The sequence below is a fragment of the Streptomyces sp. NPDC002564 genome (assembly GCF_042889645.1).
Taxonomy (GTDB): domain Bacteria; phylum Actinomycetota; class Actinomycetes; order Streptomycetales; family Streptomycetaceae; genus Streptomyces.
In genome coordinates this window covers 153,737-180,295 of sequence record NZ_JBIARE010000012.1, presented here as the reverse complement: position 1 = coordinate 180,295, position 26,559 = coordinate 153,737, and the positions used below count along the sequence as shown (strand labels likewise).

At 73.2% G+C, this 26,559-nt stretch carries 23 protein-coding genes; 15 read left to right on the top strand and 8 right to left on the bottom strand.

Features of this window, described 5'->3' with window-relative positions:
• The first annotated feature begins 105 nt into the window (after nucleotides 1-105).
• Complete coding sequence (locus tag ACFYXE_RS32660) at nucleotides 106-2,346, top strand: MMPL family transporter (protein WP_389318826.1); 2,241 nt, start codon at nucleotides 106-108, stop codon at nucleotides 2,344-2,346.
• A gap of 60 nt (nucleotides 2,347-2,406) precedes the next feature.
• Here the strand turns inward: ACFYXE_RS32660 and ACFYXE_RS32655 are convergent, their stop codons facing one another.
• Nucleotides 2,407-2,751: an SsgA family sporulation/cell division regulator gene (locus ACFYXE_RS32655; RefSeq protein ID WP_361176722.1), complete on the bottom strand. Its 345-nt coding sequence runs from the start codon at nucleotides 2,749-2,751 to the stop codon at nucleotides 2,407-2,409.
• Between the two features lie 187 nt (nucleotides 2,752-2,938).
• Between ACFYXE_RS32655 and ACFYXE_RS32650 the strand changes: the two genes are divergently transcribed.
• Genes ACFYXE_RS32650 through ACFYXE_RS32635 form a run of 4 tightly spaced genes read left to right on the top strand, consistent with a single transcriptional unit; the run spans nucleotide 2,939 to nucleotide 6,765 of the window.
• Nucleotides 2,939-4,009, top strand: a complete 1,071-nt coding sequence (locus ACFYXE_RS32650; RefSeq protein WP_389318824.1) for an energy-coupling factor ABC transporter permease — start codon at nucleotides 2,939-2,941, stop codon at nucleotides 4,007-4,009.
• 1 nt (nucleotide 4,010) lies between these two features.
• Nucleotides 4,011-4,772, top strand: a complete 762-nt coding sequence (gene cbiQ / locus ACFYXE_RS32645) for a cobalt ECF transporter T component CbiQ (RefSeq protein ID WP_389318822.1) — start codon at nucleotides 4,011-4,013, stop codon at nucleotides 4,770-4,772.
• On the top strand, nucleotides 4,760-5,557 hold the full coding sequence (locus ACFYXE_RS32640; protein ID WP_389318820.1) for an energy-coupling factor ABC transporter ATP-binding protein: 798 nt from the start codon (nucleotides 4,760-4,762) through the stop codon (nucleotides 5,555-5,557). The genes cbiQ and ACFYXE_RS32640 overlap by 13 nt, the downstream gene beginning before the upstream one ends.
• Before the next feature lie 26 nt (nucleotides 5,558-5,583).
• Nucleotides 5,584-6,765 (top strand): serine hydrolase domain-containing protein, encoded by a 1,182-nt coding sequence (locus ACFYXE_RS32635; RefSeq protein ID WP_389318818.1) that lies wholly within the window; start codon nucleotides 5,584-5,586, stop codon nucleotides 6,763-6,765.
• A gap of 41 nt (nucleotides 6,766-6,806) precedes the next feature.
• On the opposite strand, the gene ACFYXE_RS32630 is transcribed toward ACFYXE_RS32635, so the two are convergent.
• Nucleotides 6,807-7,133, bottom strand: a complete 327-nt coding sequence (locus ACFYXE_RS32630) for a hypothetical protein (protein ID WP_389318905.1) — start codon at nucleotides 7,131-7,133, stop codon at nucleotides 6,807-6,809.
• Between the two features lie 2 nt (nucleotides 7,134-7,135).
• Nucleotides 7,136-7,621, bottom strand: a complete 486-nt coding sequence (locus ACFYXE_RS32625; RefSeq protein WP_389318816.1) for a hypothetical protein — start codon at nucleotides 7,619-7,621, stop codon at nucleotides 7,136-7,138.
• A gap of 145 nt (nucleotides 7,622-7,766) precedes the next feature.
• Here ACFYXE_RS32625 and ACFYXE_RS32620 point away from each other — a divergent pair, with 145 nt between their 5' ends.
• Both ACFYXE_RS32620 and ACFYXE_RS32615 read left to right on the top strand, forming a co-directional pair.
• Nucleotides 7,767-8,111, top strand: a complete 345-nt coding sequence (locus ACFYXE_RS32620) for a PadR family transcriptional regulator (RefSeq protein WP_389318814.1) — start codon at nucleotides 7,767-7,769, stop codon at nucleotides 8,109-8,111.
• Nucleotides 8,108-8,812 (top strand): permease prefix domain 1-containing protein, encoded by a 705-nt coding sequence (locus tag ACFYXE_RS32615; protein WP_389318812.1) that lies wholly within the window; start codon nucleotides 8,108-8,110, stop codon nucleotides 8,810-8,812. The genes ACFYXE_RS32620 and ACFYXE_RS32615 overlap by 4 nt, the downstream gene beginning before the upstream one ends.
• Before the next feature lie 394 nt (nucleotides 8,813-9,206).
• Here ACFYXE_RS32615 and ACFYXE_RS32610 read toward each other — a convergent pair whose 3' ends face one another.
• The 5 genes from ACFYXE_RS32610 to ACFYXE_RS32590 form a co-directional block, all read right to left on the bottom strand.
• Nucleotides 9,207-10,058: a DMT family transporter gene (locus tag ACFYXE_RS32610; protein WP_389318810.1), complete on the bottom strand. Its 852-nt coding sequence runs from the start codon at nucleotides 10,056-10,058 to the stop codon at nucleotides 9,207-9,209.
• Complete coding sequence (locus tag ACFYXE_RS32605) at nucleotides 10,055-10,600, bottom strand: YbaK/EbsC family protein (RefSeq protein ID WP_389318808.1); 546 nt, start codon at nucleotides 10,598-10,600, stop codon at nucleotides 10,055-10,057. Before ACFYXE_RS32605 ends, ACFYXE_RS32610 begins: the two co-directional genes overlap by 4 nt.
• A gap of 103 nt (nucleotides 10,601-10,703) precedes the next feature.
• Nucleotides 10,704-12,422, bottom strand: coding sequence for a penicillin-binding transpeptidase domain-containing protein (locus ACFYXE_RS32600; RefSeq protein ID WP_389318806.1), 1,719 nt, complete (start codon nucleotides 12,420-12,422; stop codon nucleotides 10,704-10,706).
• Between the two features lie 115 nt (nucleotides 12,423-12,537).
• Complete coding sequence (locus ACFYXE_RS32595; protein WP_389318903.1) at nucleotides 12,538-14,169, bottom strand: penicillin-binding transpeptidase domain-containing protein; 1,632 nt, start codon at nucleotides 14,167-14,169, stop codon at nucleotides 12,538-12,540.
• A gap of 124 nt (nucleotides 14,170-14,293) precedes the next feature.
• Nucleotides 14,294-16,033: a dolichyl-phosphate-mannose--protein mannosyltransferase gene (locus ACFYXE_RS32590; RefSeq protein WP_389318804.1), complete on the bottom strand. Its 1,740-nt coding sequence runs from the start codon at nucleotides 16,031-16,033 to the stop codon at nucleotides 14,294-14,296.
• A 62-nt stretch (nucleotides 16,034-16,095) separates the two neighbouring features.
• Here ACFYXE_RS32590 and rsmI point away from each other — a divergent pair, with 62 nt between their 5' ends.
• The 8 genes from rsmI to ACFYXE_RS32550 all read left to right on the top strand — a co-directional run bounded on the left by rsmI (nucleotide 16,096) and on the right by ACFYXE_RS32550 (nucleotide 26,555).
• A complete protein-coding gene (rsmI, locus tag ACFYXE_RS32585) occupies nucleotides 16,096-16,992 on the top strand; it encodes a 16S rRNA (cytidine(1402)-2'-O)-methyltransferase (RefSeq protein ID WP_389318802.1) in 897 nt (298 codons plus the stop codon).
• Nucleotides 16,993-17,191: 199 nt separating this feature from the next.
• Nucleotides 17,192-17,611, top strand: a complete 420-nt coding sequence (locus ACFYXE_RS32580) for a hypothetical protein (RefSeq protein ID WP_389318800.1) — start codon at nucleotides 17,192-17,194, stop codon at nucleotides 17,609-17,611.
• 174 nt (nucleotides 17,612-17,785) lie between these two features.
• Nucleotides 17,786-18,661, top strand: a complete 876-nt coding sequence (locus ACFYXE_RS32575; RefSeq protein ID WP_361176702.1) for a TatD family hydrolase — start codon at nucleotides 17,786-17,788, stop codon at nucleotides 18,659-18,661.
• A gap of 98 nt (nucleotides 18,662-18,759) precedes the next feature.
• Nucleotides 18,760-20,154: a ubiquitin-like domain-containing protein gene (locus ACFYXE_RS32570; RefSeq protein ID WP_389318797.1), complete on the top strand. Its 1,395-nt coding sequence runs from the start codon at nucleotides 18,760-18,762 to the stop codon at nucleotides 20,152-20,154.
• A gap of 751 nt (nucleotides 20,155-20,905) precedes the next feature.
• Nucleotides 20,906-21,772, top strand: coding sequence for a 16S rRNA (adenine(1518)-N(6)/adenine(1519)-N(6))-dimethyltransferase RsmA (rsmA, locus tag ACFYXE_RS32565; RefSeq protein WP_361181044.1), 867 nt, complete (start codon nucleotides 20,906-20,908; stop codon nucleotides 21,770-21,772).
• Nucleotides 21,769-22,656, top strand: a complete 888-nt coding sequence (locus tag ACFYXE_RS32560) for a 4-(cytidine 5'-diphospho)-2-C-methyl-D-erythritol kinase (protein ID WP_389318795.1) — start codon at nucleotides 21,769-21,771, stop codon at nucleotides 22,654-22,656. The genes rsmA and ACFYXE_RS32560 overlap by 4 nt, the downstream gene beginning before the upstream one ends.
• Before the next feature lie 93 nt (nucleotides 22,657-22,749).
• Nucleotides 22,750-24,567: an ABC-F family ATP-binding cassette domain-containing protein gene (locus tag ACFYXE_RS32555; protein WP_389318793.1), complete on the top strand. Its 1,818-nt coding sequence runs from the start codon at nucleotides 22,750-22,752 to the stop codon at nucleotides 24,565-24,567.
• A gap of 158 nt (nucleotides 24,568-24,725) precedes the next feature.
• Nucleotides 24,726-26,555, top strand: coding sequence for a PQQ-binding-like beta-propeller repeat protein (locus tag ACFYXE_RS32550; protein WP_389318791.1), 1,830 nt, complete (start codon nucleotides 24,726-24,728; stop codon nucleotides 26,553-26,555).
• Nucleotides 26,556-26,559 lie beyond the last annotated feature (4 nt).

Here is a 26,559-nt window from a genome sequence, read left to right as displayed (position 1 = left end):
ACCTCCCCACAGCCGAATCCCCCGCACCTGACGCGACCGCTCACGTCGTCGGGCTGATCCACCTTGCCCAATCCGGACACACGACCTGACCGGGAGTACGCCCTCGTGGCAACTTTCCTCTACAAACTAGGCAAACTCGCCTTCCGGCGGCGGCACTTCGTCGCCCTGATCTGGGTGGCGCTGCTGACGCTCGCCGGGGTCGGCGCGGCCTCCGCGCCCACCGCCGCCTCCAGTTCCTTCTCGATCCCCGGCACCGAGGCGCAGAAGGCCTTCGACCTCCTGGAGAAGCGGGCCCCCGAGGCCAGCGCCGACGGGGCGAGTGCCCGGGTCGTCTTCAAGGCGCCGGACGGCCAGAAGGTCACCGACAAGGCCAACAAGGCCGAGATCGAGAAGACCGTCGCCGCCCTGAAGTCCGGCTCGGACCAGGTGGCCCGCGCGGACAGCCCCTTCCGGGCCAAGACGGTCAGCAAGGACGGCTCCACGGCCTACTCCTCGGTCTCCTACAAGGTCACCTCGATGGAGCTGACCGACGAGGACCGGGACGCGCTGGAGAAGACCACCGACAAGGCGCGGGAGTCCGGCCTGACGGTCGAGGTCGGCGGCGACGCGCTGCAGGCCATGCCGGAGACCGGGGCCACCGAGGTCATCGGCATCGCCATCGCCGCGGTCGTCCTCGTCATCACCTTCGGCTCGCTGATCGCGGCCGGTCTGCCGCTGCTCACCGCGCTGATCGGCGTCGGCATCGGCGTCTCGACGATCACCGCGCTCGCCAACGCGCTGGACCTCGGCACCACCACGTCGACGCTCGCCATGATGATCGGCCTCGCGGTCGGCATCGACTACGCGCTCTTCATCGTCTCGCGCTACCGCGGTGAACTGGCCGACGGCCGGGACCGCGAGGAGGCGGCGGGCCGGGCCGTGGGGACCGCGGGCTCCGCGGTCGTCTTCGCCGGGCTCACCGTGGTCATCGCGCTGGTCGGCCTCGCCGTGGTGAATATCCCGATGCTCACCAAGATGGGCTTCGCGGCGGCCGGCACGGTCGTGATCGCCGTCCTCATCGCGCTCACCCTCATCCCGGCGCTGCTCGGGTACGCGGGCAAGCGGGTCATGCCCATGGGTGAGAAGAGCAGGCTCTTCGGCGGCGGCCGCAAGAAGGCCGCGGACGCCTCCGGCGGGGCGGCGAAGGAGAACATGGGCACCCGCTGGGCCCGGTTCGTGGTGCGCCGTCCGATCGCGGTGCTGCTGGTCGGCATCGTGGGCCTGGGTGCGGCGGCCCTGCCGGTCTCGCAGCTGGAGCTCGGCCTGCCCGACGACGGCGCACAGCCGACGTCGACCACCCAGCGCAAGGCGTACGACCTGGTCTCCGAGGGCTTCGGGCCCGGCTTCAACGGGCCGCTGATGGTCGTCGGCGACCTCAAGGGCGCGGACGACCCGAAGGCCGCGGCCGGTGAGATCCGGAAGACGATCTCCAAGCTCGACGACGTCCTGACCGTCGCGCCGCCCGTGCTCAACAAGGCCGGCGACACCGCGATCGTCAGTGTCGTGCCGTCCTCCAAGCCGAGCGGCATCGAGACTGAGGACCTGGTCCACTCGATCCGCGACACCGGCCCGCGGATCGCCTCGGACACCGGCGCCGACATCATGGTCACCGGCACCACGGCCATGAACATCGACGTCTCGCAGAAGCTCAACGACGCCCTGCTGCCCTATCTGGCACTCGTCGTGGGCCTGGCGTTCCTGCTCCTGATCGTCGTCTTCCGCTCGATCCTGGTCCCGCTCAAGGCGGCCCTCGGCTTCCTGCTCTCGGTCCTCGCGGCCCTCGGCGCGGTCGTCGCGGTCTTCCAGTGGGGCTGGCTCGGCTCGCTCTTCGGCGTGGAGCAGACCGGCCCGATCATGTCGATGATGCCGATCTTCATGGTGGGCGTGGTCTTCGGCCTGGCGATGGACTACGAGGTCTTCCTCGTGACCCGGATGCGCGAGGCGTACGTGCACGGCGAGCGCCCCGGCCAGGCGATCGTGACCGGCTTCCGGCACGGCGCCCGCGTCGTCTCCGCCGCCGCCGTCATCATGATCGCCGTCTTCGCGGGCTTCATCGGGTCGTCGGAGCAGATGGTCAAGATGATCGGGTTCGGCCTGGCGATCGCGGTGTTCTTCGACGCCTTCGTGGTCCGGATGGCGCTGGTGCCCGCGGTGCTGGCGCTGCTCGGGAAGAAGGCGTGGTGGCTGCCGCGCCGGCTGGACCGTGCGCTGCCGAACGTGGACGTGGAGGGCGAGGGCCTGCGGACCGCGGAGGAGAAGGGCGCGGGCCCGGTGTCCGACGAGGACCGGGAGCCGGTCCGGGTCTGATCCGGGTCCGATCCGGGTCTGATCCGGGTCCGATCCGGGTCCGATCCGGGGGTGTAGGGCCTAGCGGGTGATCGGGGTGGCGGTCGCGTAGGTGCGGCGCAGGAAGCGGACCAGTGCCGACGCGTCGAACTGGACGACCGTCACCCCGTCCCGGTCGTGGAACTCCACGACCGTCTGGACCCGCCCGCACGGCCACACGTGGACCGGCCCCGACGTCACCGGGGCCCGCATCCCCTGCTCCAGGAGCTGCCGGGAGAAGACCCGGTGCGGGGAGCCGGGGAGGCCGATCCGCACCGCCTGCGGGTCGGCCTCCGGGTCGTAGTGGAGGACGACGGGGACGGCGCGGTGGCCCTCGGAGGAGTCCGTGACGAGATGGGCGCGTGCGTACTGCTCGACTGCGGACATCACTGAACTCCTCATCCGTACGGGCCCTTCCTCACCAATGTCCCATATGTACGGTGTTTCGCCGCAGGCGAGGCGTAGCCGATTCGGGACCGCGACGCTCTTGCAAACCGTTTGCAACAAGGCACTATCATTGAACGGTTCACGAGCGATCTGCCCTGTCCAGGGGCCCCTGCCCAGGAGCGAGCGCATGCATGTCCCCGACGGGTTCATCAATGTCCCGGTGTCCGCCGCCGCCGGGGTCGTCGCGGCCGGCGCCGTGGCCGTCAGCCTCAAGGGCGCCCGGCGCGAGCTGGACGAACGGACCGCACCGCTGGCCGGTCTGGTCGCCGCCTTCATCTTCGCCGTGCAGATGCTGAACTTCCCCGTCGCGGCCGGGACCAGCGGGCACCTCCTGGGCGGCGCGCTCGCCGCGATACTCGTCGGCCCCTTCACCGGGGTCCTCTGCGTCTCCGTCGTCCTGCTCATGCAGGGCGTGCTCTTCGCGGACGGCGGCCTGACCGCGCTCGGCGTGAACATCTCCGACATGGCGATCGTCACCACCGTCGTCGCCTACCTCGTCTTCCGCGGCCTGGTGAAGGCGCTGCCCCGCGGCCGCCGCTCCGTCACCGTCGCCTCCTTCGCCGCCGCGCTGCTCTCCGTGCCCGCCGCCGCGGTCGCCTTCACCCTCATCTACGCCGTCGGCGGCACCACCGACGTCCCCATCGGCAAGGTCGCCACCGCGATGGTCGGCGTGCACGTCCTCATCGGCATCGGCGAGGCCGCCATCACCGCCCTCACCGTCGGCGCCGTCATCGCCGTCCGCCCCGACCTCGTGTACGGCGCCCGCGGCCTGACCCGGCCCCTGAAGCTGCGCGTCGGCGGCGAGCTGGTGGACGCCCCCGCCGCCGAGCCCGCCCCGGCCGCCCCCCGCTCCACCCGCAAGGTGTGGGCCGCCGGCCTGGTCGCCTCCCTCGTCCTCGCCGGCTTCGTCAGCTTCTACGCCTCGGCGAACCCGGACGGCCTGGAGAAGGTCGCCCACGACAAGGGCATCGACAAGAAGGCCGAGGAGCACGCCACCGCGGACTCCCCCCTCGCCGACTACGGCGTCAAGGACATCGCCGACGCCCGGATCTCCGGCGGCCTGGCCGGTGTGATCGGCGTCGGCGTCACCGTCGTCGCCGGCTCCGCGGTCTTCTGGGGACTGCGCCGCCGCCGCTCGGGCGACAGCTCGCCGACCGCCGTGCCCGAGTCGTCCGCCGCCCCGTCCGAGAAGGCCTGACATGGGTGCGGGGCACGCCCACCGGCTGTACCGGAAAGGCCGCTCGCCGGTGCACGCGCTGCCGCCGCACACCAAGCTCACGGCCGTCCTCTGCTTCGTCGTCGTGGTGGTCTCCACCCCGCGCGAGGCGATGTGGGCCTTCGGCGTCTACGCCCTGCTGCTCGCCGCCGTCGCCCGCGCCGCCCGCGTCCCGGCCGGTTTCCTGCTGAAGCGGCTCCTCATCGAGGTCCCCTTCGTCGCCTTCGCCGTCCTGCTGCCCTTCGTCGCCCAGGGCGAGCGCGTCGACGTCCTCGGCCTCTCCCTCAGCGTCAACGGCCTCTGGGGTGCCTGGAACGTGCTGGCCAAGGGCACCCTGGGCGTCGCCGCCTCCGTCCTGCTCGCCGCCACCACCGAGCTGCGCGAACTGCTCCTCGGCCTCCAGCGCCTGAAGCTGCCCCCGCTCCTCGTCCAGATCGCCTCCTTCATGATCCGGTACGGCGACGTCATCACGGACGAGATGCGCCGCATGAAGATCGCCCGGGAGTCGCGCGGCTTCGAGGCGCGGGGCGTGCGCCAGTGGGGCGTCCTCGCCAAGTCCGCGGGCGCCCTCTTCATCCGCTCCTACGAGCGCGGCGAGCGGGTGCACCTGGCGATGGTCAGCCGGGGATACGCCGGGTCGATGCCGGTCATCGACGACGTCAGCGCCTCCCGGGCGCAGTGGACCCACGCGCTGGCCCTGCCGGTCGCCGCACTCGCCGTATGCCTGTTGGGATGGACCCTGTGACCTCTGCATCAGCGCCCGCGCCCTCCCTGGAAGTGGCCGGCCTCGCCTTCGCCTACCCCGACGGGCACCAGGCCCTCTTCGGCGTCGACTTCACCGTCGGACGCGGCGAGCGCGTCGCCCTGCTCGGGCCGAACGGCGCGGGCAAGACCACCCTCGTCCTGCACCTGAACGGCATCCTGACCGGCGGCGCGGGCACGGTCACCGTGGCCGGGCTGCCCGTCGGCAAGCGGCACATGGCGGAGATCAGGCGCCGGGTCGGCATCGTCTTCCAGGACCCCGACGACCAGCTGTTCATGCCCACGGTCCGCGAGGACGTCGCCTTCGGGCCCGCCGCGGCCGGGCTGCGCGGCCCCGAGCTGGAGGCCCGCGTGCACAAGGCGCTGGACCAGGTCGGCATGGCCCCCTTCGCGGACCGCCCGCCGCACCACCTCTCCTTCGGGCAGCGGCGCCGGGTCGCCGTCGCCACGGTGCTCGCGATGGAGCCGGAGATCCTCGTCCTGGACGAGCCGTCCTCCAACCTGGACCCGGCCTCGCGCCGCGAACTGGCCGACATCCTCCGGTCCCTGGACGTCACCGTCCTCATGGTCACGCACGACCTGCCCTACGCGCTGGAGCTCTGCCCCCGCGCCCTGATCCTCAGCGAGGGCGTCATCGCGGCCGACGGCCCGACCGGCGCGCTGCTCTCCGACGAGGCCCTGATGAGCGCCCACCGCCTGGAGCTCCCCTTCGGCTTCGATCCGAAGACGGTGAAGGCGGGCGGCCAGGGAATCGGCGGCGAAGTGTGACTGTTGGCCTTGGCATGGACGATGTCATGGGTCAGGCGCAGGACGTCACGGGCGGGGTGCACGGCACGGTGGCCGCCGGCTTCGAGCCGGTCAGGGACGCCTTCCTGCGCAACTTCGCCGAGCGCGGGGAGCGGGGCGCGCAGGTCACCGTCTACCGCGACGGACACCGGGTCGTGGACCTGTGGGGCGGCACGAAGGACGTCGAGGGGGACGCCCCGTGGACGCCCGGCACCGCGCAGATCGTCCGCTCGGCGACCAAGGGCGTGGCCGCCGCCGCGCTGCTCCTGCTGCACCAGCGCGGGGACCTCGACCTGGACGCGCCGGTCGGCCACCACTGGCCGGAGTTCAAGGCGCGCGGCAAGGAAAGCGTCCTGGTCCGGCACGTCCTCGCGCACCGCGCGGGCCTGCCCGCCCTGGACCGCCCGCTGACACCCGCCGAGGCGCTCGACCCGGACCTGGCGGCCGCGGTGGTCGCCGCCCAGGCCCCGTTCTGGGAGCCGGGCACGGACCACGGCTACCACGCGCAGACGTACAGCTGGCTCACCGGCGAGCTGGTGCGGCGCGTGACGGGACGGCCGGTGGGGGAGTGGATCGCGCGGGAGATCGCCGGGCCGCTCGGCCTCGACCTCTGGGTCGGGCTGCCGCCGGAGCAGGCGCCCCGGGTCGGCCTGCTGGGCCGGATCGAGCCGCCCGCCGCACCCGGCGGGCTGCGGATGCGGCCCCGGCGCAACGTCGCCGAGGCCTACGCCGACCCCGCCTCTCTCACCCGCCGCGCCTTCGGTGCGATCGACCCCCGGCCGGACGAGAACGACCCCGCCTACCGGGCGGCGGCCCTGCCCGCCTCGAACGGCATCGCCACGGCCGACGGCCTCGCCCGCTTCTACGCCGCGCTGATCGGCGACGTCGACGGCGCCGCCCGGCTCTTCACCCCCGCCACCGCGGCCCTGGCCGCGACCGAGGCGTCCGCGGGCCCCGACCGCGTCCTGGTCGTCGGCACCCGCTTCGGCCTCGGCTACATGCTGCACGGCGGCGCCTCCCCGCTCCTCGGCGACGGCTCCTTCGGCCACCCGGGCCGCGGCGGCGCCCTCGGCTTCGCCGACCCGGACACGGGCGTGGCCTTCGGCTACGTCACCAACGGCATGAACAAGGGCGTCACCGCCGACCCCCGGGCCCAGGCCCTGGTACGGGCGCTGCGCGAGGCGCTGTAGGCCGCCGGCCGCGGCACTCCCGCCGCACCCGCGCGCGTGCGTCAGCGCTTCGTCGCCACTGACGCGCCGTCCGCGCTGTCTGTGCTGTCCGAGCTGTCTGTGCTGTCCGTGCCGTCCGTGCGGCGCAGCACCAGCAGCCCGCCGACGCCCGGTACCAGGGCGCGCCACCGGACGCCGGGCGGGAGGGGCGGCGGGAGCAGCCAGGTGAGGGCGATGACGGCCAGGTAGGCCGTGCCGTGCAGGGGGCCGAGCAGGGCGGAGAGGGGGCGGGCGTGGACCGTGGCGAGGTTGGCCAGCAGGAGCACGAGGGAGGCCGCCTCCGCGCCGGAGGCGATGCGCAGCGGACGCAGGGTGCGCGCGGGGCACATGGTCACGCTCCCGTCGTGGAGCCGGGGCGGACGATCATCAGCACGGTGACCGTCGCCCACAGGAGGTTGAAGACGCCGGTGAGCATCGCCAGCCGGGCCGCCGCGGGCCGGGCGCCGGGCGGCGCGGCCCCGGACCCGTCGTCCGCCAGGGCGAGCAGGCGCCGCTGGCCGGGCAGGACGGCCAGCGCGAGGAGCGCGGCGGCGGCCGTCGTCAGGAGGAGCGAGGCGATCAGCCAGGCGTCGGTGAGGACGCCGAGCCGCGCGGCGGTGGCGATGCCGAAGACGGGGACGGCGAGCCCGGCGACGGCGTAGGCGCGGCAGATCCGGTGCAGCAGCGCGGCGATCCCGGGGGACCGGTCGGCGTCGCCGGACCCGGCGGCGCCCAGGGCGCGCAGCGCGTAGCGGGGGAACATCGACGCGGCCACCGTGATCGAGCCGACCGCCAGGATCGCGGCGAGGACGTGCACGGACAGCAGGAACTTCGTCACGGGGCCTCCGAGGAGTACGCGGGCGCGGGCCTCCGAGGAGCGCGCGGGCGCGGGGCGGGCGAAGCCATGCGTAGGCAGGCAACGCAAATAAGTTGGCTGCCAATACATACACTGCCAACACCTTCTGTGGGTAGGCTGCCTCCTCATGAAGGCGGATGCGGTGCGCGGGCACCTCGACGGACTGCTGCTGGCCGTGCTGGAACCGGGCCCGCTGCACGGGTACGCGATCATCGCCGCGGTGCAGCGCCGCAGCGGCGGTGTCCTCGAACTGCGCACGGGCACGATCTATCCGGCGCTGAACCGGCTGGAGCGCCTCGGCCTGCTCACCAGCAGCTGGCAGTCGGCGGCCGGCGAACGACGCCGCAGGGCCTACGAACTCACCGACGCGGGGCGCGCCACGCTGGCCGGCGAGCGGGCGGCCTGGAGCGCGTTCACCACGGCGATCGGCTCGGTCCTCAACCCCGGCCCCCGGCCCGGACTCGCGACGTGAGGCGCGGGACACGGGCGGACGCGCCGCCCCGCACCGGCGGGCGCACCGGCCCCGTCGAGGCGCACGTGGCGGAGCTGACGGCCGCCCTGCACGGCCCGGCGCGGGCCAAGTCCCGGCTCGTCGAGGAGCTGCACGACGGCCTCCTGGACACCGCGGCGGCCCATGCCGGGACGGGCCTGCCCGGCGAGGAGGCGGCCCGCCGCGCGGTACGGGAGTTCGGGACCGTCGACGAACTGGTCCCCGCCTGCCAGCGCGAACTGACGATCGCCCAGGCCCGGCACACCGCGCGGACGGTCGTGCTCACCGCGCCCTTCCTGGTCGCCTGCTGGTACCTCGCCCGCACCGCGGACGACGGCACGCCCGGGCACCTGCCGCATGCCGCGCAGCTGCTCGCGGTCCACCTCGCCTTCGTCGCGACCCTCGCCGCGCTGTGCGCCGCCGCGGCCCTGGCGGCGACCGGGCCGCTCGCCCGGCGGCTGCCCGCCCCGCACCGGCTGCCGCGCCTGGTCGCCTGGGCCGGGACCACCGCGAGCGCCGCGATGGCGGTGGCGACCCTCGCGCTCGCCGTCGCCGCGGCCCTGGCCACGCAGTGGCCGCTGCTCGCGGCGGCCGGCGCGCTCGCGGCTGCCGCGCACGCCGTGGTGGCGGCCTCGGCCCGCGCCTGCCGCCGCTGCGCGGCCCTGCCGGTCGCCCTGGGCTGAGCCCGCCGACGGGCCGACCCCTGGACGCGCCCGCCGCTGCGCGGCCCTGCCGGTGGCCCTGGGCTGAGCCCGCCGACGGGCCGACCCCTGGACCCGCCCGCCGACGGGCCGACCCCTGGACCCGCCCGCCGACGGGCCGACCCCTGGACCCGCCCGCCGACGGGCTCAGCCCCCGAACCCGCCCGCCGGAGACCCGGCGTCCCGCCTGCCGGCCCGCTGGCGAAGCAGGCCCGCAGGCCCGCCGCCGACCCGCCGCCGACCCGTAGGCCCGCCGCCAACCCGCCACCCGCCGACCCGCTGGCGCCCCCGGCGCCCCGGCACCCCGGCGCCCCCCGCGCCCCCGGCGCCCCCCGCGCCCCCGGCACCCCCGCGCCCCCGGCGCCCCGCATCGGTCTCAGCCCGCGTGCAGCATCAGCCCGATGCCCGCGACCATCAGGCCCGCCGCGAGCAGCCGTGGCGCCCCGAAGCGCTCCTTGAAGAAGACCGCGCCGATCGCCGCTCCGACGATGATCGACGACTCCCGCAGCGCGGAGATGGGCGCCAGGTCGGCCCGGGTCTGGGCCCACAGGACCAGGCCGTAGGCGGCGACCGAGAGGGCCGCGCCGAGGAGGCCGACCGCCGCGAACGGACGCAGCCGCGGGACCAGTTCGCCCCGCCAGCGGTACGCCGCGTACAGCGGGATCGTGACGCCCTCCATGATCATCAGCCACGCGATGTAGCTCATCGGCGACCCGGCGGACCGTACGCCGAGGCCGTCCACCACGGTGTACGCGGCGATGGAGACGCCGGTGGCGAGCGCCGCGCCGATCGCGGCCCAGTCGGGGCGGCGGCCCGAGCCCCGGATGCCCCACAGGGCGAGCCAGGTCAGGCCCGCGCACGAGACGGCGACGCCCGCCGCCTGCCAGGCGTCGGGGACCTCGCCCGCGAAGAGGGCGGCGAGGACGGTGACGACCAGCGGCGCGGTGCCGCGCGCGATCGGGTAGGCCTGGCCGAAGTCGCCGAGCTTGAACGACCTCATGAGCAGGGCGTAGTAGCCGACGTGCAGGGCGGCGGAGACGATCAGGTAGGGCCAGGCCGCCGCGTCCGGGAGCGGGACGAAGGGGGCCAGGCACAGGCCGATCAAGGTTCCGCCGCCGGATATCAGCGTGAAGCCGACCAGCTTGTCCGTGATGTGGTGGGCGATCGCGTTCCAGCTGGCGTGGGTGACGGCGGCGAGCAGCACGGCCGCCGCGACCAGCGGGGTCACTCCGCGGTCTCGCGCACGTCCACCAGCGCGCCGCCCGCGTGGGCGATCAGCGTCCGCGGTGCCATCGGGAAGACCGCGTGGGGCGTGCCCGCCGCCGCCCACACCACGTCGTGGTCGAGCAGGGACCGGTCGGCGAGGACCACGGTCCGGGTGGCGTGGCCGAAGGGCGGCACACCGCCGATCGCGTACCCGGTGGCCTCCCTGACCAGGTCCGCCCCGGCCCGGGTGACCTTCTCGGCGCCGAGCTCCTGGCGCACGCGCTCCAGGTCGACACGGGAGGCGCCGTCCATCAGGACGAGCACCGGGACGCCCTGCCCGGGCTCCCGGCCCTGGTCCAGCCGCGGCGACCCCCAGGCCGCGAAGATCAGGGACTTGCAGATCTCGCTGAGTCCGCAGCCGATGGCGGCGGCCGCCTCGGCCGCGGTGCGGGTCCGCTCGGGGAAGCGGCGGACCCGGGGAAGCAGATCGCCGAGGCCCAGTTCCTGCAGGGCCTCGGCGAATCGGGGGTGGGCGTCGGACGTCTCGGGTGAGGTAGCGCTCATACCCGGCACGCTAGCGGTCGGTGTACGAGCCACGCGACCAGGTATCCGCAGAGCGGACACCCGGTACCGGGCGCCGCCCCCGGGGCCCGGCGGAGTCGCCCGCTCAGCCCCCGGCCCGCAGCATCGCCCGCACCACGGGCCCCGCCGAGTCGCCGCCGTGGCCGCCCTCCTGGACGACCGCCGCCGACGCGAGGTCGCCGCGGTACGCGGTGAACCAGCCGTTGGGCTTCTTCTGGCCGTCGACCTCCGCCGAGCCGGTCTTCGCGCCCATGTCGGAGCCGAGCCCCGCCATCGGCTCGACCGCCGTGCCCGCGACCGCGGTGTAGTGCATCAGGTCCCGCAGCGCCGACGCCGTCGCGCCCGACATCCTGCGCGAGGCCGTGGCGAGCGTGCGGTCGTCGAGGTCGGGCGAGACCAGATAGGGCTGGCGGAACGTGCCGGACTTCACCGTCGCCGCGACCGACGCCATGTTCAGCGGGTTCATCCGCACCCCGCCCTGCCCGATCAGCGAGGCCGCCATCTGCGCGTCGCTCTGCACCGGCACCGCGCCGTCGAAGGACGGCACGCCGATCGACCAGTTGTCGCGGCCGAGGCCGAAGACCTCCTGCGCCTGCTTGGTCAGGGAGTCGTTCTCCAGCTTCTTGGCCTGGCTGATGAAGGCCGTGTTGCACGAGCGCGCGAAGCTCGCCCGGAACGTGCCGCCCTTGATCTGGAACTTGTCGTCGTTCTGGAACTTCCAGCCGCCGTACGTCTCGTACTTGGGGCAGGGGTGCTTCTTGTCGACCCCGGCGAGCTTCTTCTCCAGGAGCATCGAGGAGCTGATGACCTTCATCGTGGAGCCGGGCGCGATGGAGCCCTGGAAGGCCGTGTTGAAGCCGCCGGGGTTGGAGTTCGCGGCGGCCAGGATCTCGCCGGTGCTCGGCTTGACCACGACGACGGACGCCCGCTGCCGCTTGGCGGTCTCCCGCTCGGCGGCGGCCTGCAGCGACCCGCTGAACGTCGTCCTCAGCGTCCCCGGGGTGCCGGGCGCCAGCGTCAGCAGCGTCTTGTCCGGGACGGACTCGGCGTCGTCCTTCTTCTTCGCGGACCGCGCGCCGGACTTCTCGTCGCCGCCGTCGGCCCGCACCACGCGCAGCTCGACGCCGGCCCTGCCGCCCGCCTTCTTGCCGTACTTCTCGCGCAGCCCGTCCAGGACCGTGCCCAGCGACGGGTACTTGGCCGCCGTCAGCTCGGCGCCGTCCCGGTCCACCGCCTTGATCGGCGGGTCGCCCGCCTCACCGGTGACCAGCCGGTCCCCCTCCTTGAGCTCCGGGTGCACCACCGAGGGCCGCCAGCCGACCAGCGTCTTCCCGTCGCTCTTCCTGCGCACGACGGTCAGTTCGGACTCGTACGAGAAGGGCTTGCTCTTTCCCCCGTACGAGACCGTGGCCGCCGCCTTGAACGGCACCCCGGCGCCGGACCGCTTGCCCGGTGTGAGCGTGGTCCTCGTCAGGTGGCCGTCCTTGCCGTACGACGTCAGGGCCTTTTTGGCGGCCGCCCGGTCGTCGGTGAGCGCGGCGGCCCGCGCCACATCGCCCCCGGCCCACGCGGCGAGGAACGCCCGCGCGGTGGTGCGCACCTCGGCGGACGTCGGCGGGCCCGAGGCCACCGGCTTCTCGTCGACGCTCGCGCCGTCCGGGTCGCCGCCGCCGGAGAACGCGAACGCGGCGGCCCCCACGCCGCACACCACGACGGCGGCCACCCCGCCGAGCACCCCCGGGTGCACGTTCACGTTCTTGATACCGACGCTCTTGCGCTCGGTGGCGCGCCTTCGCTTGCCCACAAACCCTCCGCAGTTCCCCGAACCCCCGGCTCCTCACCGGAAGGCCACCTTAGAGGCGCCCGGAGAAACCCTTGACCACTTCACCGCCCGGCCGGGCGACCGGCCCCCGCACCGACTACCCTGCCGCCAGCACCGCCGCCACGATCGGCCCCGCCGTGTCGCCGCCGTGCCCGCCGCGCTGCACCATCGCCGCCGCCGCGACATCGCCCCGGTAGCCGGTGAACCAACTGTCCGACTTCTCCTGGCCGTCGACCTCGGCCGACCCCGTCTTCGCGCCCATGTCCGGGCCGAGGCCCGCCATCACCCGCGCACCGGTGCCACTGACCGCGGTGCGGTTCATCATCTGGCGCAGCTGCCGCACGGTGGAGGGGGACAGGCCCCGGGCGGTGGCCAGTTCGCGGTCGTCCAGGGAGCGCGGCACGAGCACCGGCTGGCGGAAGGCACCCGTCATCGCCGTCGCCGTCACCGACGCCATGTTCAGCGGGTTCATCTCCACCTGGCCCTGGCCGATGGCGTTCGCCGCGCGCTCGGGCCCGCCCGAGGGCGGCACCGAACCGTCGGCGGAGGGCACGCCGACCTTCCAGTCGCCCTTGCCGAGGCCGAAGTTGTCCTGCGCCTCCTCGGTCAGCGAGGCGTCCGTGACGCCGTCCTCGTCGATGAGCTTCACGAACGCCGTGTTGCAGGAGCGCGCGAAGCTCTCCGAGAACGACGCCGCCTCGTTCGGCGCCATGCCCTTCAGGTTGTGGAAGGTCTGGCTCTGCCACACCGCCGTGTCCGGGCAGGGCGCGGAGCCGGTCGCCTTGGTGACGCCCTTGTCGATGAGCATCGCCGCCGAGACGATCTTCATCGTCGAGCCGGGCGCGACCTTGCCGAGGAACGCCGCGTTGAAGGCGTCCTCACGGTTGTTGGCGACGCCGAGGACCTCGCCGGTGCTCGGCTTCACCGCCACCACGGACGACTCGCCGCTGCGCAGCACGGCGCGCTCGGCGGCCTTCTGCACGCCCGCGCTGAGCGTCGTGCGCAGCGTGCCCGGCTTCCCCGCGGTGAGGGTGAGCAGCGTCCGGGACCCCGCGTCCTCGTCCTCGTGCCGGACGTAGAGCTCGACGCCCGGCGTCCCGCCCGCGCTCTCGCCGTACTTCTCGCGCAGCGTGTCCAGGATCGGGCCGAGCGAGGGGTAGTCCTTGGGACGCAGGACGGCGCCCGCGCGGTCCACGGCCCGGATGGGCGGCGCCGCGCCCTCGCCCGTCACCAGGGTGTCGCCGCGCTCCAGCGAGGGGTGCACGACGGCCTCCGACCAGTCCACGAGCGGCCGCCCGGTCGTCCTCCCGCGCACCACCGTGAGCTGCGAGTCGTACGAGAAGGGCTTGCTCCTGCCTTTGTACGAGACGGTCGTCGACACGGCGAACGGCACGCGGGCGCCGGACGCCTGCTGCGCCGTCAGCTTCACCTTCGTCAGGTGCGCGTCCTCGCGGAAGCCGGTCAGGGCCCTGCCCGCGGCCTCGGCGTTGTCGGTGTACGCGGCGGCCTGCCGGGCGTCGCCGTCGGCCCACGCCGCGAGGAACTTCCGCGACGTCTCGCGCACCTCGGCGGCCGACGGCGGACCCGACCGCACCTCGGAGGTGCCCGGCCGGGACGGTCCGCTGTTCCCGGTCACGCCGCTCACCAGGTTGTACGCGCCGTACCCGGCGCCCCCCACCATCGCGGTGAACACCCCGCCCACCAGCGCGATCTTCACGCCCTTGCGCACCATGCGCTCCCCTCCCCAGGAGCCTCCCCGGCCCGTGACGGCCCGGAAAGGTCAATGGTCCGAACTTTAAGGGGAGGGGGAGAAGCGCGGGCCCTTTGTTATCCGACGGTGTCCAAGGTGCGTCTTACACCCATGTATCCAGCCACATTCGCGAACGCCAGGAATCGATCGGAATCGCGGTTCCGGTGTAGATGGGCCAGAAATAGATGAAATTCCAGAGAATGAGGAGCACGAGAACGCCGGACGCGGCCGCGCCCACCAGCCTGCGCCGCTCGCTCGAACCCGGCGGGCCCAGCATCGCGCCGATCATCATCGCCACCGCGAGACACAGGAACGGCACGAAGACGACCGCGTAGAAGTAGAAGATCGTCCGCTCCTGGTAGAAGAACCAGGGCAGATAGCCCGCCACCACACCGCACAGGATCGCGCCCGCCCGCCAGTCGCGGCGGAACACCCACCGCCACAGCACGTAGAGCAGCGCGAAGGCCGCCGCCCACCACAGCACCGGCGTGCCGAGCGCGAGGACCTCGCGGGCGCACTTCTCCGTGGTGTCCGAGGGGCAGCCGTCCTTGCCGGGCAGCGGCGACTCGTAGAAGTACGAGACGGGACGGCCGTCGACGATCCAGCTCCACGGGTTGGACTGGTAGGTGTGCGGCGAGGAGAGGCCCACGTGGAACTCGTACACCGCGTGCTCGTAGTGCCACAGGCTGCGCACCCAGTCCGGCAGCCACGTCCAGCCGCCGCCCTTGCCGTCGGTGGCCGCCCAGTTGCGGTAGTAGCCGCCGCTGCCGTCCGCCGGCGAGAGGATCCAGCCGAGCCACGACAGCACGTACGTGGCCAGGGCCACCGGCACCGTCGAGACGAACGCCGGGAGCACGTCCCGCCGCAGGACCGCGCGGTAGGGCCGCGCCGCGCCCGCCACCCGGCGCGCGCCCACGTCCCAGAGCACCGTCATCAAGCAGAGGAAGACCATGACGTACAGGCCGTTCCACTTGGTGCCGAAGGCGAGGCCCAGGCAGAGCCCGGCCGCCCACCGCCACGGCCGCCACCCGAGCCGGGCCGTCCCGGCGACGTGCGCGTCGGGCCGCACCCGGCCGTCCTCGTCGCGCGGCAGGAGCGCGGCGAGCCGGGCCCGCGCCGTGTCCCGGTCGATCAGGAAGCACCCGAAGGCGGCCAGCACGAAGAACATCAGGACCTGGTCGAGCAGCGCGGTCCTGCTCATCACGTAGTGCAGGCCGTCCACCGCGAGCAGCCCGCCCGCCAGGCACCCCAGGAACGTCGAGCGGAACAGCCGCCGCCCGATCCGGCACAGCATCAGCACCGACAGCGTGCCGAGCACCGCCGTCATGAACCGCCAGCCGAACGGGTCGAAGCCGAACAGCCACTCGCCGATCCCGATCACGTACTTGCCGACCGGCGGATGCACCACGTACGCCGCGTCGTGCGGGATCGCGATGTCGCCGCCCTGGCGCAGCACGTCGTCGTTGATCTTCTCCGGCCAGTTGACCTCGAAGCCGCGGTGGATGAGCGCCCAGGAGTCCTTCGCGTAGTACGTCTCGTCGAATATCACGGCCTTCGGATTGCCGAGGTTCAGGAACCGGGTCACCCCGGCGACGAGCGTGATCAGCAGCGGACCGAGCCAGCCGGACCAGCGCGCCACCCGGCCGGCGGCGGCGCCGGACAGGCCGAGCGCCGCCCACAGGCGGGGGCCCGGCTCCGTGTACGCGGGCACGAGACGCGCCCCCACGTCCGCTCTCGGCCGCTCCGCATGGCCGAATCGGCGCAGCCGCCGCTGCCACGGGGGCTGCTGCTCCTCGGCCGCCTGGCCCTCGCGGGTGTCCGGGGAAGACGCGGTACTGGTCACCGCGCCATCGTAGGGAACCAGACTGTGCGAGTCCCGCCTCCAGCCCCTGCGAGGATGGAACCGTGACAGGAAGCGCTGATTCTCCCGGAACCCTGGTGCTGGCAGGCACCCCCATCGGTGACGTCGCCGACGCCCCGCCGCGGCTCGCCGCCGAGCTGGCGTCCGCCGACGTGGTCGCCGCCGAGGACACCCGGCGGCTGCGCCGGCTGACCCAGGCGCTCGGCGTGCAGATCGGCGGGCGGGTCGTGTCCTACTTCGAGGGCAACGAATCGGCGCGCACGCCCGAGCTGGTCGAGGCGCTGGCCGGTGGCGCGCGGGTGCTGCTGGTCACCGACGCCGGCATGCCGTCGGTCTCCGACCCGGGCTACCGCCTGGTCGCCGCCGCGGTGGAGCGGGACGTGCGGGTGACCGCCGTGCCGGGACCCTCCGCCGTGCTCACCGCGCTCGCGCTGTCGGGGCTGCCCGTGGACCGCTTCTGCTTCGAGGGGTTCCTGCCGCGCAAGGCGGGCGAGCGCCTGTCCCGCCTGCGCGAGGTCGCCGAGGACCGCCGCACCCTCGTCTACTTCGAGGCCCCGCACCGCATCGACGACACGCTCGCCGCGATGGCCGAGGCGTTCGGCGACGAGCGCAGGGCCGCGGTCTGCCGCGAGCTGACCAAGACGTACGAAGAGGTCAAGCGCGGTTCGCTGAAGGAACTCGCCGAGTGGGCCGCCGACGGCGTACGCGGTGAGATCACCGTCGTCGTCGAGGGTGCCCCGGAGAAGAGCGCCGCCGATCTGGGCCCGGACGAGCTGGTGCGCAGGGTGCGGGTGCGCGAGGAGGCGGGCGAGCGACGCAAGGAGGCGATCGCCGCCGTCGCCGCCGAGGCGGGGCTGCCCAAACGCGAGGTCTTCGATGCCGTCGTGGCGGCAAAGAATGCGGATCGGGGCAGCCCATCGGCAGGCAAAGGACTATCGTGAAAGGCAAAGCGCGGGCCGCGCACCAGGGCTCTTTCCTATGGAAAGGCCAAAACGGCTCCAATGCTCGACAGGTCTGATGCGCACGCTCCGGGAAAGGCGTCCACTGGTTGAAGGGACGCACCCGTCCCCACGCTTCCGGTCCGGGGCCACTCCCCGGACACCGGCAGTGCTTGTCCCTCGGGCAAGAGGAGCAGCTGGCATGAGTGAGATCGCCGACACCGGCCACCCCACCACGGCACTGAATGTCGTTCACGAGTCGTACGCCTTCGCCTGCATGCGCTGTGGGCACGGCTGGGAACAGTCCTACGAGATAGAGCACCACGTGGACGCCACGGGCCACGAGTTCGTGACGTACCTGGCGGACGGGCAGCACGTGCCGTCTCCGCTGACCCGCCCCACGTGCCTGAACTGCGGTGGCCACGTCGTGCGGATCATGCGGGCCGGACAGGTGTCCTCGGTGCTCGACATGATGCGCAGGCAGCGCGAGGGCCGGGGGCGCGGGGCGCCCGGTGGCGCCGCCAACGGCACCGATGGCGTCGACGGCGTCGACGGCGCGGACAAGCACCACTGGCATCTGTCCGACCTGCTGCATCCCTTTCAGCACCGGAAGGGGCACTGACCGGCACGGGCACTGACCGGCACGGGCACTGACCGGTACTGACCGGCGCGGGCCGGACTGACCGGCACCGGCGCCGACCGGTGCCGCCGGGCGGGGCGGGGGGACACGGGGGGTCGAAGGCTGCCGTACGGGCCTACGGTCCGCGGGGTCCGCCCGCCTTCGTAGGATCGGTGCATGCCTTCGAAGAACGCCGACGTCCCGCCGCCCCCGCCCGCACCGCTGCGGGTGGCGGTCGCCGACTCCCACACCCACCTCGACATGCAGTCGGGCACGGTGGCGGAGGGCCTCGCCAAGGCCGCGGCCGTGGGCGTCACGACGGTCGTCCAGGTGGGCTGCGACCTCCGCGGCTCCCGGTGGGCGGCCGAGACCGCCGCCGCGCACGACAGCGTGCACGCGACCGTGGCCCTGCACCCCAACGAGGCGCCCCGCATCGTCCTCGGCGACCCCGACGGCTGGTCCCGGCAGGGCGCGCGCGAGCCGGGCGGCGACGCCGCGCTCGACGAGGCGCTCGCCGAGATCGACCGGCTCGCCGCACTGCCGCAGGTCCTCGGCGTCGGCGAGACGGGCCTGGACTTCTTCCGCACCGGGCCCGAGGGCATGGCCGCCCAGGAGCGCTCCTTCCGCGCCCACATCGAGATCGCCAAGCGGCACGGCAAGGCCCTCGTCATCCACGATCGCGAGGCCCACGCGGATGTGCTGCGGATCCTGAAGGAGGAGGGCGCCCCCGAGCGGACCGTCTTCCACTGCTACTCCGGCGACGCCGCCATGGCCGAAATCTGCGCCGAGCACGGCTACTTCATGTCCTTCGCCGGCAACGTCACCTTCAAGAACGCGCAGGATCTGCGGGACGCGCTGGCCGTCGCGCCGCTCGACCTCGTCCTGGTGGAGACCGACGCGCCGTTCCTCACGCCCGCCCCGTACCGCGGACGGCCTAACGCTCCGTATCTCATTCCGGTCACGCTGCGCGCGATGGCCGAGGTGCGCGGCATCGACGAGGACGCCATGGCCACGGCCGTTTCCGCGAACACCGCTCGTGCGTTTGGCTACTGACGGGGAGGGCGGCGACACAGCGTAGTCGTCCTGCTTTGGAGAGTGACGAGAGCTCCGCTAGGTTCTGTCCGCCCGGTACGGACCCCTGGAGCGTCGTCGTGAGCAATGCGCAGTACGAGACGTACGAGACGTATGAGCCGCCGTACGAACCCCAGTACGGATCGCCGTCGTACGAGGAGTGGCGGCCCGCGTCGTATCCCGTGGGTTCCGAGGGGTCTGTGGGGTCTGTGGGTTCCGTGGGTTCCGTGGGTTCCGTGGGTTCCGTGGGTTCCGAGTCTGTGGGTGAGGAACCCTTTCCCCGGCAGGCCGGGGCGCCCGAGGGCGGGCGGGCGGACGCGCGCCGGGCCGCGCGCCGCAAGAAGGCGGCCGGGCCCCGGCGGGGCGCCCCGGAGCGGCCCGTGCCCGACGCGATGCGCCGGCTGCTGCCGCAGGCCCTCGTCGTCGCCTTCCTCGCGGGCGGCACGTCCGCGTTCGTCGCCAACGACAAGGCCGTCCAGCTCATCGTCGACGGCAAGCCGCGCACCCTGCACACCTTCGCGGACGACGTCGGCGAGCTCCTCGACGACGAGGGCGTCGACGTCGGCAGCCACGACATCGTCGCGCCCGGCGCCGGGACCGTCCTCGCCAGCGGCGACGAGATCGCCGTCCGCTACGGGCGGCCCGTCCACCTCACCCTCGACGGGCAGCGGCGCAAGGTGTGGACCACGGCCCGCACGGTGGACGGCGCGCTCCGGCAGCTCGGGGTCCGCGCGGAGGGCGCCGCCCTGTCCGCCTCGCGCAGCCGCCGCATCGACCGGGACGGGCTCGACCTCGACGTCCGCACCGAACGCACCGTCACGATCATGGTCGACGGGCGGGAGCGGACCATCCGCACCAACGCGGCGACCGTGCGCGAGGCCGTCGCCGAGTCCGGGGTGACGCTGCGCGGGCAGGACACCACGTCGGTCGCGCCCGGCAGCTTTCCGCGCGACGGGCAGACCGTCACGGTCATGCGGGTCACCGGCACCAAGGAGGTGCGGGAGGAGCCGATCCCGTTCGACGTGGAGAAGACCGAGGACGCGACGGTCCTGCGCGGCACGGAGGTCGTGGTGCAGGCGGGGCGGCAGGGGGTCCGGCGCGTCACGTACACGGTGCGGACCGTCAACGGCGTGCGGCAGAAGCCGCGGCGGGTCAGGTCCGAGGTGGTGCGCGAGCCGCAGAAGCGGGTCGTCCGGATCGGTACGAAGCAGATGCCGTCGTCGGTGGCCGGGGCGGACGGGCTCGACTGGGGGTCGCTCGCGCACTGCGAGTCGGGCGGGCGGCCCGCGGCGGTGGATCCGTCGGGGACCTACGGCGGGCTGTACCAGTTCGACACGCGGACGTGGCAGGCGCTCGGTGGGGCGGGGCGGCCGCAGGACGCCACGGCGGCGGAGCAGACGTTCCGGGCGAAGAAGCTGTACGTGCAGCGTGGGGCCAGTCCGTGGCCGCACTGTGGGTCCCGGCTTCACGGGTGATCGTCTGCGCCCCGGCTTGGTTCGTGGGGCGGGGCCGCGGGGGTATGTGCGTACTCGCTATCCCTGCGCCCCGCTGCACGAACAAAGACGCCATTGTTTCCTCGGTGCTCCGTGCGCACATACCCCCACGTCCCCTCGCGTCTCGCTCGCGGGTGCGGGCCGGTGGGGCTTGTTCCGTGAGTCCCCTCGACCGGAGGGGCGGGGGTGAGCCCGCAGGCTCTCTCGACCGGAAAGGCGGGAGTGAGCCCACACGCCCCCTCGACCGAAGAGGCGGAAGCGAGAACCGACACGCCCCCTAGACCGGAAAGGCGGGAGTGAGCCCACACGCCCCCTCGACCGAAGAGGCGGAAGCGAGAACCGACACGCCCCCTCGACCGAAGAGGCGGGAGTGAGCCGACAAGTCCCCTCGACCGAAAAGACGAGGGAGAACCGACACGTCCCCTCGACCGAAGAGGCGGGAGTGAGCCGACAAGTCCCCTCGACCGGAGAGGTGGGGGGAGTTCCCCACCCACCCGCCCCCGCCCGGCACGAGGGCGGGGCTCACCCGGCCCCCTCCGGCTCAGCGGGACTCACCCGCCCCTACTCCCGCCGAACGGCGCAGGGCAAACGGGTGGGTGGGTGGGAGGTATCCGCCGCGGAGCGGCGGGCCTGTTCGGGGCCGCAGGGGGAGACGGGGTGAACCCCACCCCCCCGGGCCCCCGCCCCGTGGGACCGTTCGAGGCCCAGGGGCCAGGCCCCGTAACCTGGTGCGGTGAGCACTGAGCACGGCGCCCTCCTCGGCCCCGCCGACATCCGCGAACTGGCCGCTGCCCTGGGCGTACGTCCCACCAAGCAGCGCGGCCAGAACTTCGTCATCGACGCCAACACCGTGCGGCGCATCGTCCGCACCGCGGAGGTCCGCCCGGACGACGTCGTCGTCGAGGTCGGCCCGGGGCTCGGCTCCCTGACGCTGGCCCTGCTGGAGAGCGCCGACCGCGTCACCGCCGTCGAGATCGACGACGTGCTCGCCGACGCGCTGCCCGCCACCGTGCAGGCGCGTCTGCCGGAGAAGGCCGACTCCTTCGCGCTGGTGCACAGCGACGCCATGCTCGTACGGGAGCTGCCGGGCCCCGCCCCGACCGCGCTGGTCGCGAACCTCCCGTACAACGTCGCCGTGCCCGTCCTGCTGCACATGCTCGACACCTTCCCGACCATCGAGCGCACGCTCGTGATGGTGCAGGCCGAGGTCGCCGACCGGCTCGCCGCCGGGCCGGGCTCGCGGGTGTACGGCGTGCCGTCGGTGAAGGCCGCCTGGTACGCGGACGTGAAGCGCGCCGGGTCCATCGGGCGCAACGTCTTCTGGCCCGCCCCGAACGTCGACTCGGGACTCGTCTCGCTGGTGCGCCGCGCCGAGCCGGTGCGGACCACCGCCTCCAAGCGCGAGGTGTTCGCCGTCGTCGACGCCGCCTTCGCGCAGCGCAGGAAGACCCTGCGGGCCGCCCTCGCGGGCTGGGCGGGATCCGCCGCGGCGGCCGAGGCCGCGCTCGTCGCCGCCGGGGTCTCGCCCCAGGCCCGCGGCGAGGCCCTGACCGTGGAGGAGTTCGCCCGCATCGCCGAGCACAAGGAGGCCGCCGCGTGAGCGTGACCGTCCGCGTCCCCGCGAAGGTCAACGTGCAGCTCGCGGTGGGCGCCGCGCGCCCCGACGGCTTCCACGACCTGGCCAACGTCTTCCTCGCCGTCGGCCTCCACGACGAGGTGACCGTCACCCCCGCCGCCGGGCTGCGGATCACCTGCGCGGGCCCCGGCGCCGACCAGGTGCCCCTGGACCGCACGAACCTGGCCGCCCGCGCCGTCGAACTGCTCGCCGCGCGCCACGGCCGGGCCCCCGACGTGCACGTCCACATCGCCAAGGACATCCCCGTCGCGGGCGGCATGGCCGGCGGCAGCGCGGACGGCGCGGGCGCCCTCGTGGCCGCCGACGCGCTGTGGGGGACGAACACGTCACGCGGTGAACTGCTCGACATCTGCGCCGAGTTGGGCAGTGACGTGCCCTTCTCCCTGGTCGGCGGCGCCGCCCTCGGCACCGGCCGCGGCGAGAAGCTGGAGCCGCTGGAGGTGGGCGGCACCTTCCACTGGGTGTTCGCCGTCGCCGACGGCGGGCTCTCCACACCCGCCGTGTACCGCGAGTTCGACCGGCTCACGCCCGCCGCCCCCGCCCCCGAGGCCTCGCCCGCGCTCCTGGACGCGCTGCGCACGGGAGACGCCGACGCCTTGGCCGCCGCCGTCTCGAACGACCTGCAGCCCGCCGCCCTCTCCCTCTTCCCCGCGCTCCACGACACCCTCGCGGCCGGCACGGCCGCGGGCGCGCTCGCCGCGCTCGTCTCCGGTTCGGGCCCCACGACCGCGTTCCTCGCGCGGGACGCCGCGTCCGCCGGGCGGATCGCCGACGCGCTGCGCGCCTCCGGGACCTGCCGCACGGCCCGCGTCGCCCCCTCGCCCGCGCCGGGCGCCCGCGTGCTCTGAGCGCGCCCGCCCGGCCCCGGGGAGCGGCCGGCGGGCAGGGCCGTCCGGGCGACTACGCTGGAGGATCGATCGATCCCCCCTGTCAGGAGAGAAATGGCCGTCAATCTGGTCAATGTCGAGGCAGTCAGCAAGGTGTACGGCACCCGTGCCCTGCTCGACGGCGTCTCACTCGGCGTGTCCGAGGGGGACAGGATCGGCGTCGTGGGGCGCAACGGCGACGGGAAGACGACCCTGATCCGGATGCTCGCCAAGCTGGAGGAGGCCGACACCGGCCGCGTCACGCACAACGGCGGGCTGCGCCTCGGCGTGCTCACCCAGCACGACTCGCTCGACCCGGCCGCCACCGTCCGGCACGAGGTCATCGGCGACCTCGCCGACCACGAGTGGGCGGGCAGCGCCAAGATCAGGGACGTGCTGACCGGCCTGTTCGGCGGGCTCGACATGGCGGGCTTCCCGCAGGGGCTCGACACCGTGATCGGCCCGCTGTCCGGCGGCGAGCGGCGCCGCATCGCGCTCGCCAAGCTGCTCATCGCCGACCAGGACCTGATCGTCCTCGACGAGCCGACCAACCACCTCGACGTGGAAGGCATCTCCTGGCTGGCCGGGCACCTGCGCACACGCCGCTCGGCGCTCGTCTGCGTGACGCACGACCGCTGGTTCCTCGACCAGGTGTGCACCCGCATGTGGGACGTGCAGCGCGGTTCCGTCTTCGAGTACGAGGGCGGCTACTCGGACTACGTGTTCGCGCGCGCCGAGCGGGAGCGCATCGCCGCCACCGAGGAGACCAAGCGGCAGAACCTGATGCGCAAGGAGCTGGCCTGGCTGCGCCGCGGCGCCCCGGCCCGCACCAGCAAGCCCAAGTTCCGCATCGAGGCGGCCAACGAGCTGATCGCCGACGTGCCGCCGCCGCGGGACACCAGCGAGCTGATGAAGTTCGCGACGACGCGGCTCGGCAAGACGGTCTTCGACCTGGAGGACGTGTCCGTCCAGGCCGGACCGAAGCTGCTGCTCAAGCACCTGACCTGGCAGCTCGGCCCCGGCGACCGCATCGGCCTGGTCGGGGTGAACGGCGCGGGCAAGACCTCGCTGCTGCGCGCCATGGCCGAGGCCGCCCGCAGCGACGGCGACGTCCAGCCCGCGGCCGGGAAGATCGCCGTCGGCAGGACGGTGAAGCTGGCCTACCTCTCCCAGGAGGTCGCCGAGCTGAAGCCGACCCTGCGCGTCCTGGAGGCCGTGCAGCAGGTGCGCGAGCGCGTCGACCTCGGCAAGGGCCGCGAGATGACCGCGGGACAGCTCTGCGAGACGTTCGGGTTCAACAAGGAGAAGCAGTGGACGCCGGTCGGCGACCTCTCCGGCGGTGAGCGGCGCAGGCTGCAGCTGCTGCGCCTGCTGATGGACGAGCCGAACGTCCTCTTCCTCGACGAGCCGACCAACGACCTGGACATCGAGACGCTGACGCAGCTGGAGGACGTCCTCGACGGCTGGCCGGGGTCCATGGTCGTCATCTCCCACGACCGGTTCTTCGTCGAGCGCACGACGGACCAGGTGTTCGCGCTGCTCGGCGACGCCACGATGCGGATGCTGCCGCGCGGCATCGACGAGTACCTGGAGCGCAGGCAGCGCATGGCGCAGGCGGCGGTGCCCGCGGCCCCCGCGCAGGCCGCGCCCGCGCAGTCCACCGCCACCAGGACGGTCTCCGCGGCCGACGCGCGCGCCGCCAAGAAGGAGCTCCAGAAGATCGAGCGGCAGCTGGACAAGGTGTCCGAAAAGGAGAGCAAGCTGCACGCCCAGATCGCCGATAACGCCACCGACTTCGAGAAGGTGGCCAAACTGGACGCCGAACTGCGCGAACTGGTCGGCGAGCGGGAAGAGTTGGAAATGCGCTGGCTGGAGCTCGCCGACGACGCGTAGAGACCCGGTGGAGCTCGCGTAACGGACGCATCACGGGCCGGTCCTCCCTTGGGAACAGGGGGTGGACCGGCCCCGTGTGGTACGGGCTCAGGGTGATAGAAAGGCTGACCTGAAAGCACCCATTGGCGTGCCGAAAATCAGTGAAGGGGGGAGCGCTGATGACTCAGCCGCCCAACCAGCCGCCGTCCGGCGGTTTCGGAGCTCCGCAGGATCCACGGCAGTCCGGAGTGCCCCAGCCACCCGGTCAGCCGCCGCAGCCGCCGTCCGGCCAGCCGCCGCAGACCCCGCCGCCCGCCGCTCCCCAGCCCGGTTACGGCTACCCGCAGCAGCCGGGCCCCTACGGGCAGCCCCAACAGCCCGGCCCCTACGGCCAACCCCAGCAGCAGCCCGGTCCCTACGGCCAGCCGCAGCAGCCCGGTCCGTACGGCACGCAGCCCCAGCAGCCCGGTCCCTACGGGCAGCCCCAGCAGGCCGGTCCGTACGGCACGCAGCCGCAGTACGGCTACCCGCAGCCGCCCACCCAGCCGCAGTTCCCCGCCGGGCCGGGCACCCCGCCCGGCGGCGGTGACGGCAAGCGCAAGAAGCTCGTGGTGATCGTCGCCGCGGCCGTGGCCGCGCTGCTCGTCGCGGGCGGTGTCACCTACGCCGTGGTCGGCGGAGGTGACGACGGCGGGAAGAAATCCGAGGCGAAGAACAAGGACCCCAAGCCCACCGCGTCGGCCTCGGCGGACCCGGGCACGGGCGAAGGGGACGGCTACGACGGCAAGGAGGACCTCAACGAGGGCCGCCAGGCCGGCGAGGCGAAGGTCCTCTGGTACAAGGAGGCCCCCAAGGTGCCCGGCTCCGGCGGCGACGCCCCGGGCATGTGGGTGCAGGACGGCATCGCCGTCAAGGCCGCCTACAAGCAGCTCCTCGCGTACCACGTGGACAGCGGCAAGGCCGCCTGGAAGCCCATCGAGTTCCCGCAGAAGATCTGCGCGGCGACGCAGACCGCCACCGACGACGGCAGGATCGTCGTCGCGTACAAGGAAGGCACCAAGAGCAGCGCCAAGTGCAACCAGCTCCAGGTCGTCGACCTCAAGACGGGCGAGAAGGGCTGGGGCAAGCCGGTCAAGGAGGAGGGCCTCTTCGACTTCGCGATGCAGAGCCACCTCGTCGTGGTCGGCGACGTGCTGATGGTCGGCCGTGACCAGTCGGGCACCGCGCTGCGCATGAGCGACGGCAAGAAGCTCTTCGTCGCGGGCAAGAAGGACGAGGGCAGCTGCTTCCCCAACGGCTTCGCGGGCGGCAAGAAGCTCATCATGGCGCTGTCCTGCGGCGCGAGCACGCCCAAGCAGCACGACGAGCTGCAGCAGCTCGACCCGAAGACCGGCCGCGCCCTGTGGACCAAGAAGTTCCCCAAGGGCTGGCGGATCAGCAAGCTCTACTCGGTCAGTCCCACGGTCGTCTACCTCCGCAACGAGGAGAAGAAGAAGTGGAACATCTCGGTCCTTGAGGAGAACAGCGACAGGACGCGCTCCGAGATCGTCACCAAGGACAACTTCGCCCCCGAGTGCGGCACGTCGGTCCTCGACCGTGAACTGGGCGGCTGCCTGGGCGTGACGGCGGACGACAAGTACCTCTACCTGCCGACGGACGAGAAGAGCGACGCCAACGACGTCGTCGCGTTCAGCCTGGCCACCGGCAAGGAGGCCTGGCGCGCCAAGTCGCCGACGGACGAGACGATGCTCCCGCTGAAGATGGCCGACGGCTCGCTCATCGCGTACATCAAACCGTCGTACGACTCCGGCGGCCGTGTCGTCTCCCTCGCGACGAGCGGCTCGCACCGGCCCAGGACCCTTCTGCAGCACCCGAAGGGCACCTCGCGGATCGAGAGCGGCTTCTACTCCAAGGACGTCGACTACGTGGACGGGCGCTTCTACATCTCGACCACCAACATCATGAGCACGTCCAGCGAGTCGAAACTGATGCTCGCCTTCGGCAAGTGACCGC

Coding starts and splice junctions, on each gene's coding strand:
- ACFYXE_RS32655 (WP_361176722.1), bottom strand. CDS start 2,751: ATGTCCGCAGTCGAGCAGTACGCACGCGCCCATCTCGTCACGGACTCC.
- ACFYXE_RS32650 (WP_389318824.1), top strand. CDS start 2,939: ATGCATGTCCCCGACGGGTTCATCAATGTCCCGGTGTCCGCCGCCGCC.
- cbiQ (WP_389318822.1), top strand. CDS start 4,011: ATGGGTGCGGGGCACGCCCACCGGCTGTACCGGAAAGGCCGCTCGCCG.
- ACFYXE_RS32640 (WP_389318820.1), top strand. CDS start 4,760: ATGGACCCTGTGACCTCTGCATCAGCGCCCGCGCCCTCCCTGGAAGTG.
- ACFYXE_RS32635 (WP_389318818.1), top strand. CDS start 5,584: ATGGGTCAGGCGCAGGACGTCACGGGCGGGGTGCACGGCACGGTGGCC.
- ACFYXE_RS32630 (WP_389318905.1), bottom strand. CDS start 7,133: ATGTGCCCCGCGCGCACCCTGCGTCCGCTGCGCATCGCCTCCGGCGCG.
- ACFYXE_RS32620 (WP_389318814.1), top strand. CDS start 7,767: ATGAAGGCGGATGCGGTGCGCGGGCACCTCGACGGACTGCTGCTGGCC.
- ACFYXE_RS32605 (WP_389318808.1), bottom strand. CDS start 10,600: ATGAGCGCTACCTCACCCGAGACGTCCGACGCCCACCCCCGATTCGCC.
- ACFYXE_RS32580 (WP_389318800.1), top strand. CDS start 17,192: ATGAGTGAGATCGCCGACACCGGCCACCCCACCACGGCACTGAATGTC.
- ACFYXE_RS32575 (WP_361176702.1), top strand. CDS start 17,786: ATGCCTTCGAAGAACGCCGACGTCCCGCCGCCCCCGCCCGCACCGCTG.
- ACFYXE_RS32555 (WP_389318793.1), top strand. CDS start 22,750: ATGGCCGTCAATCTGGTCAATGTCGAGGCAGTCAGCAAGGTGTACGGC.
- ACFYXE_RS32550 (WP_389318791.1), top strand. CDS start 24,726: ATGACTCAGCCGCCCAACCAGCCGCCGTCCGGCGGTTTCGGAGCTCCG.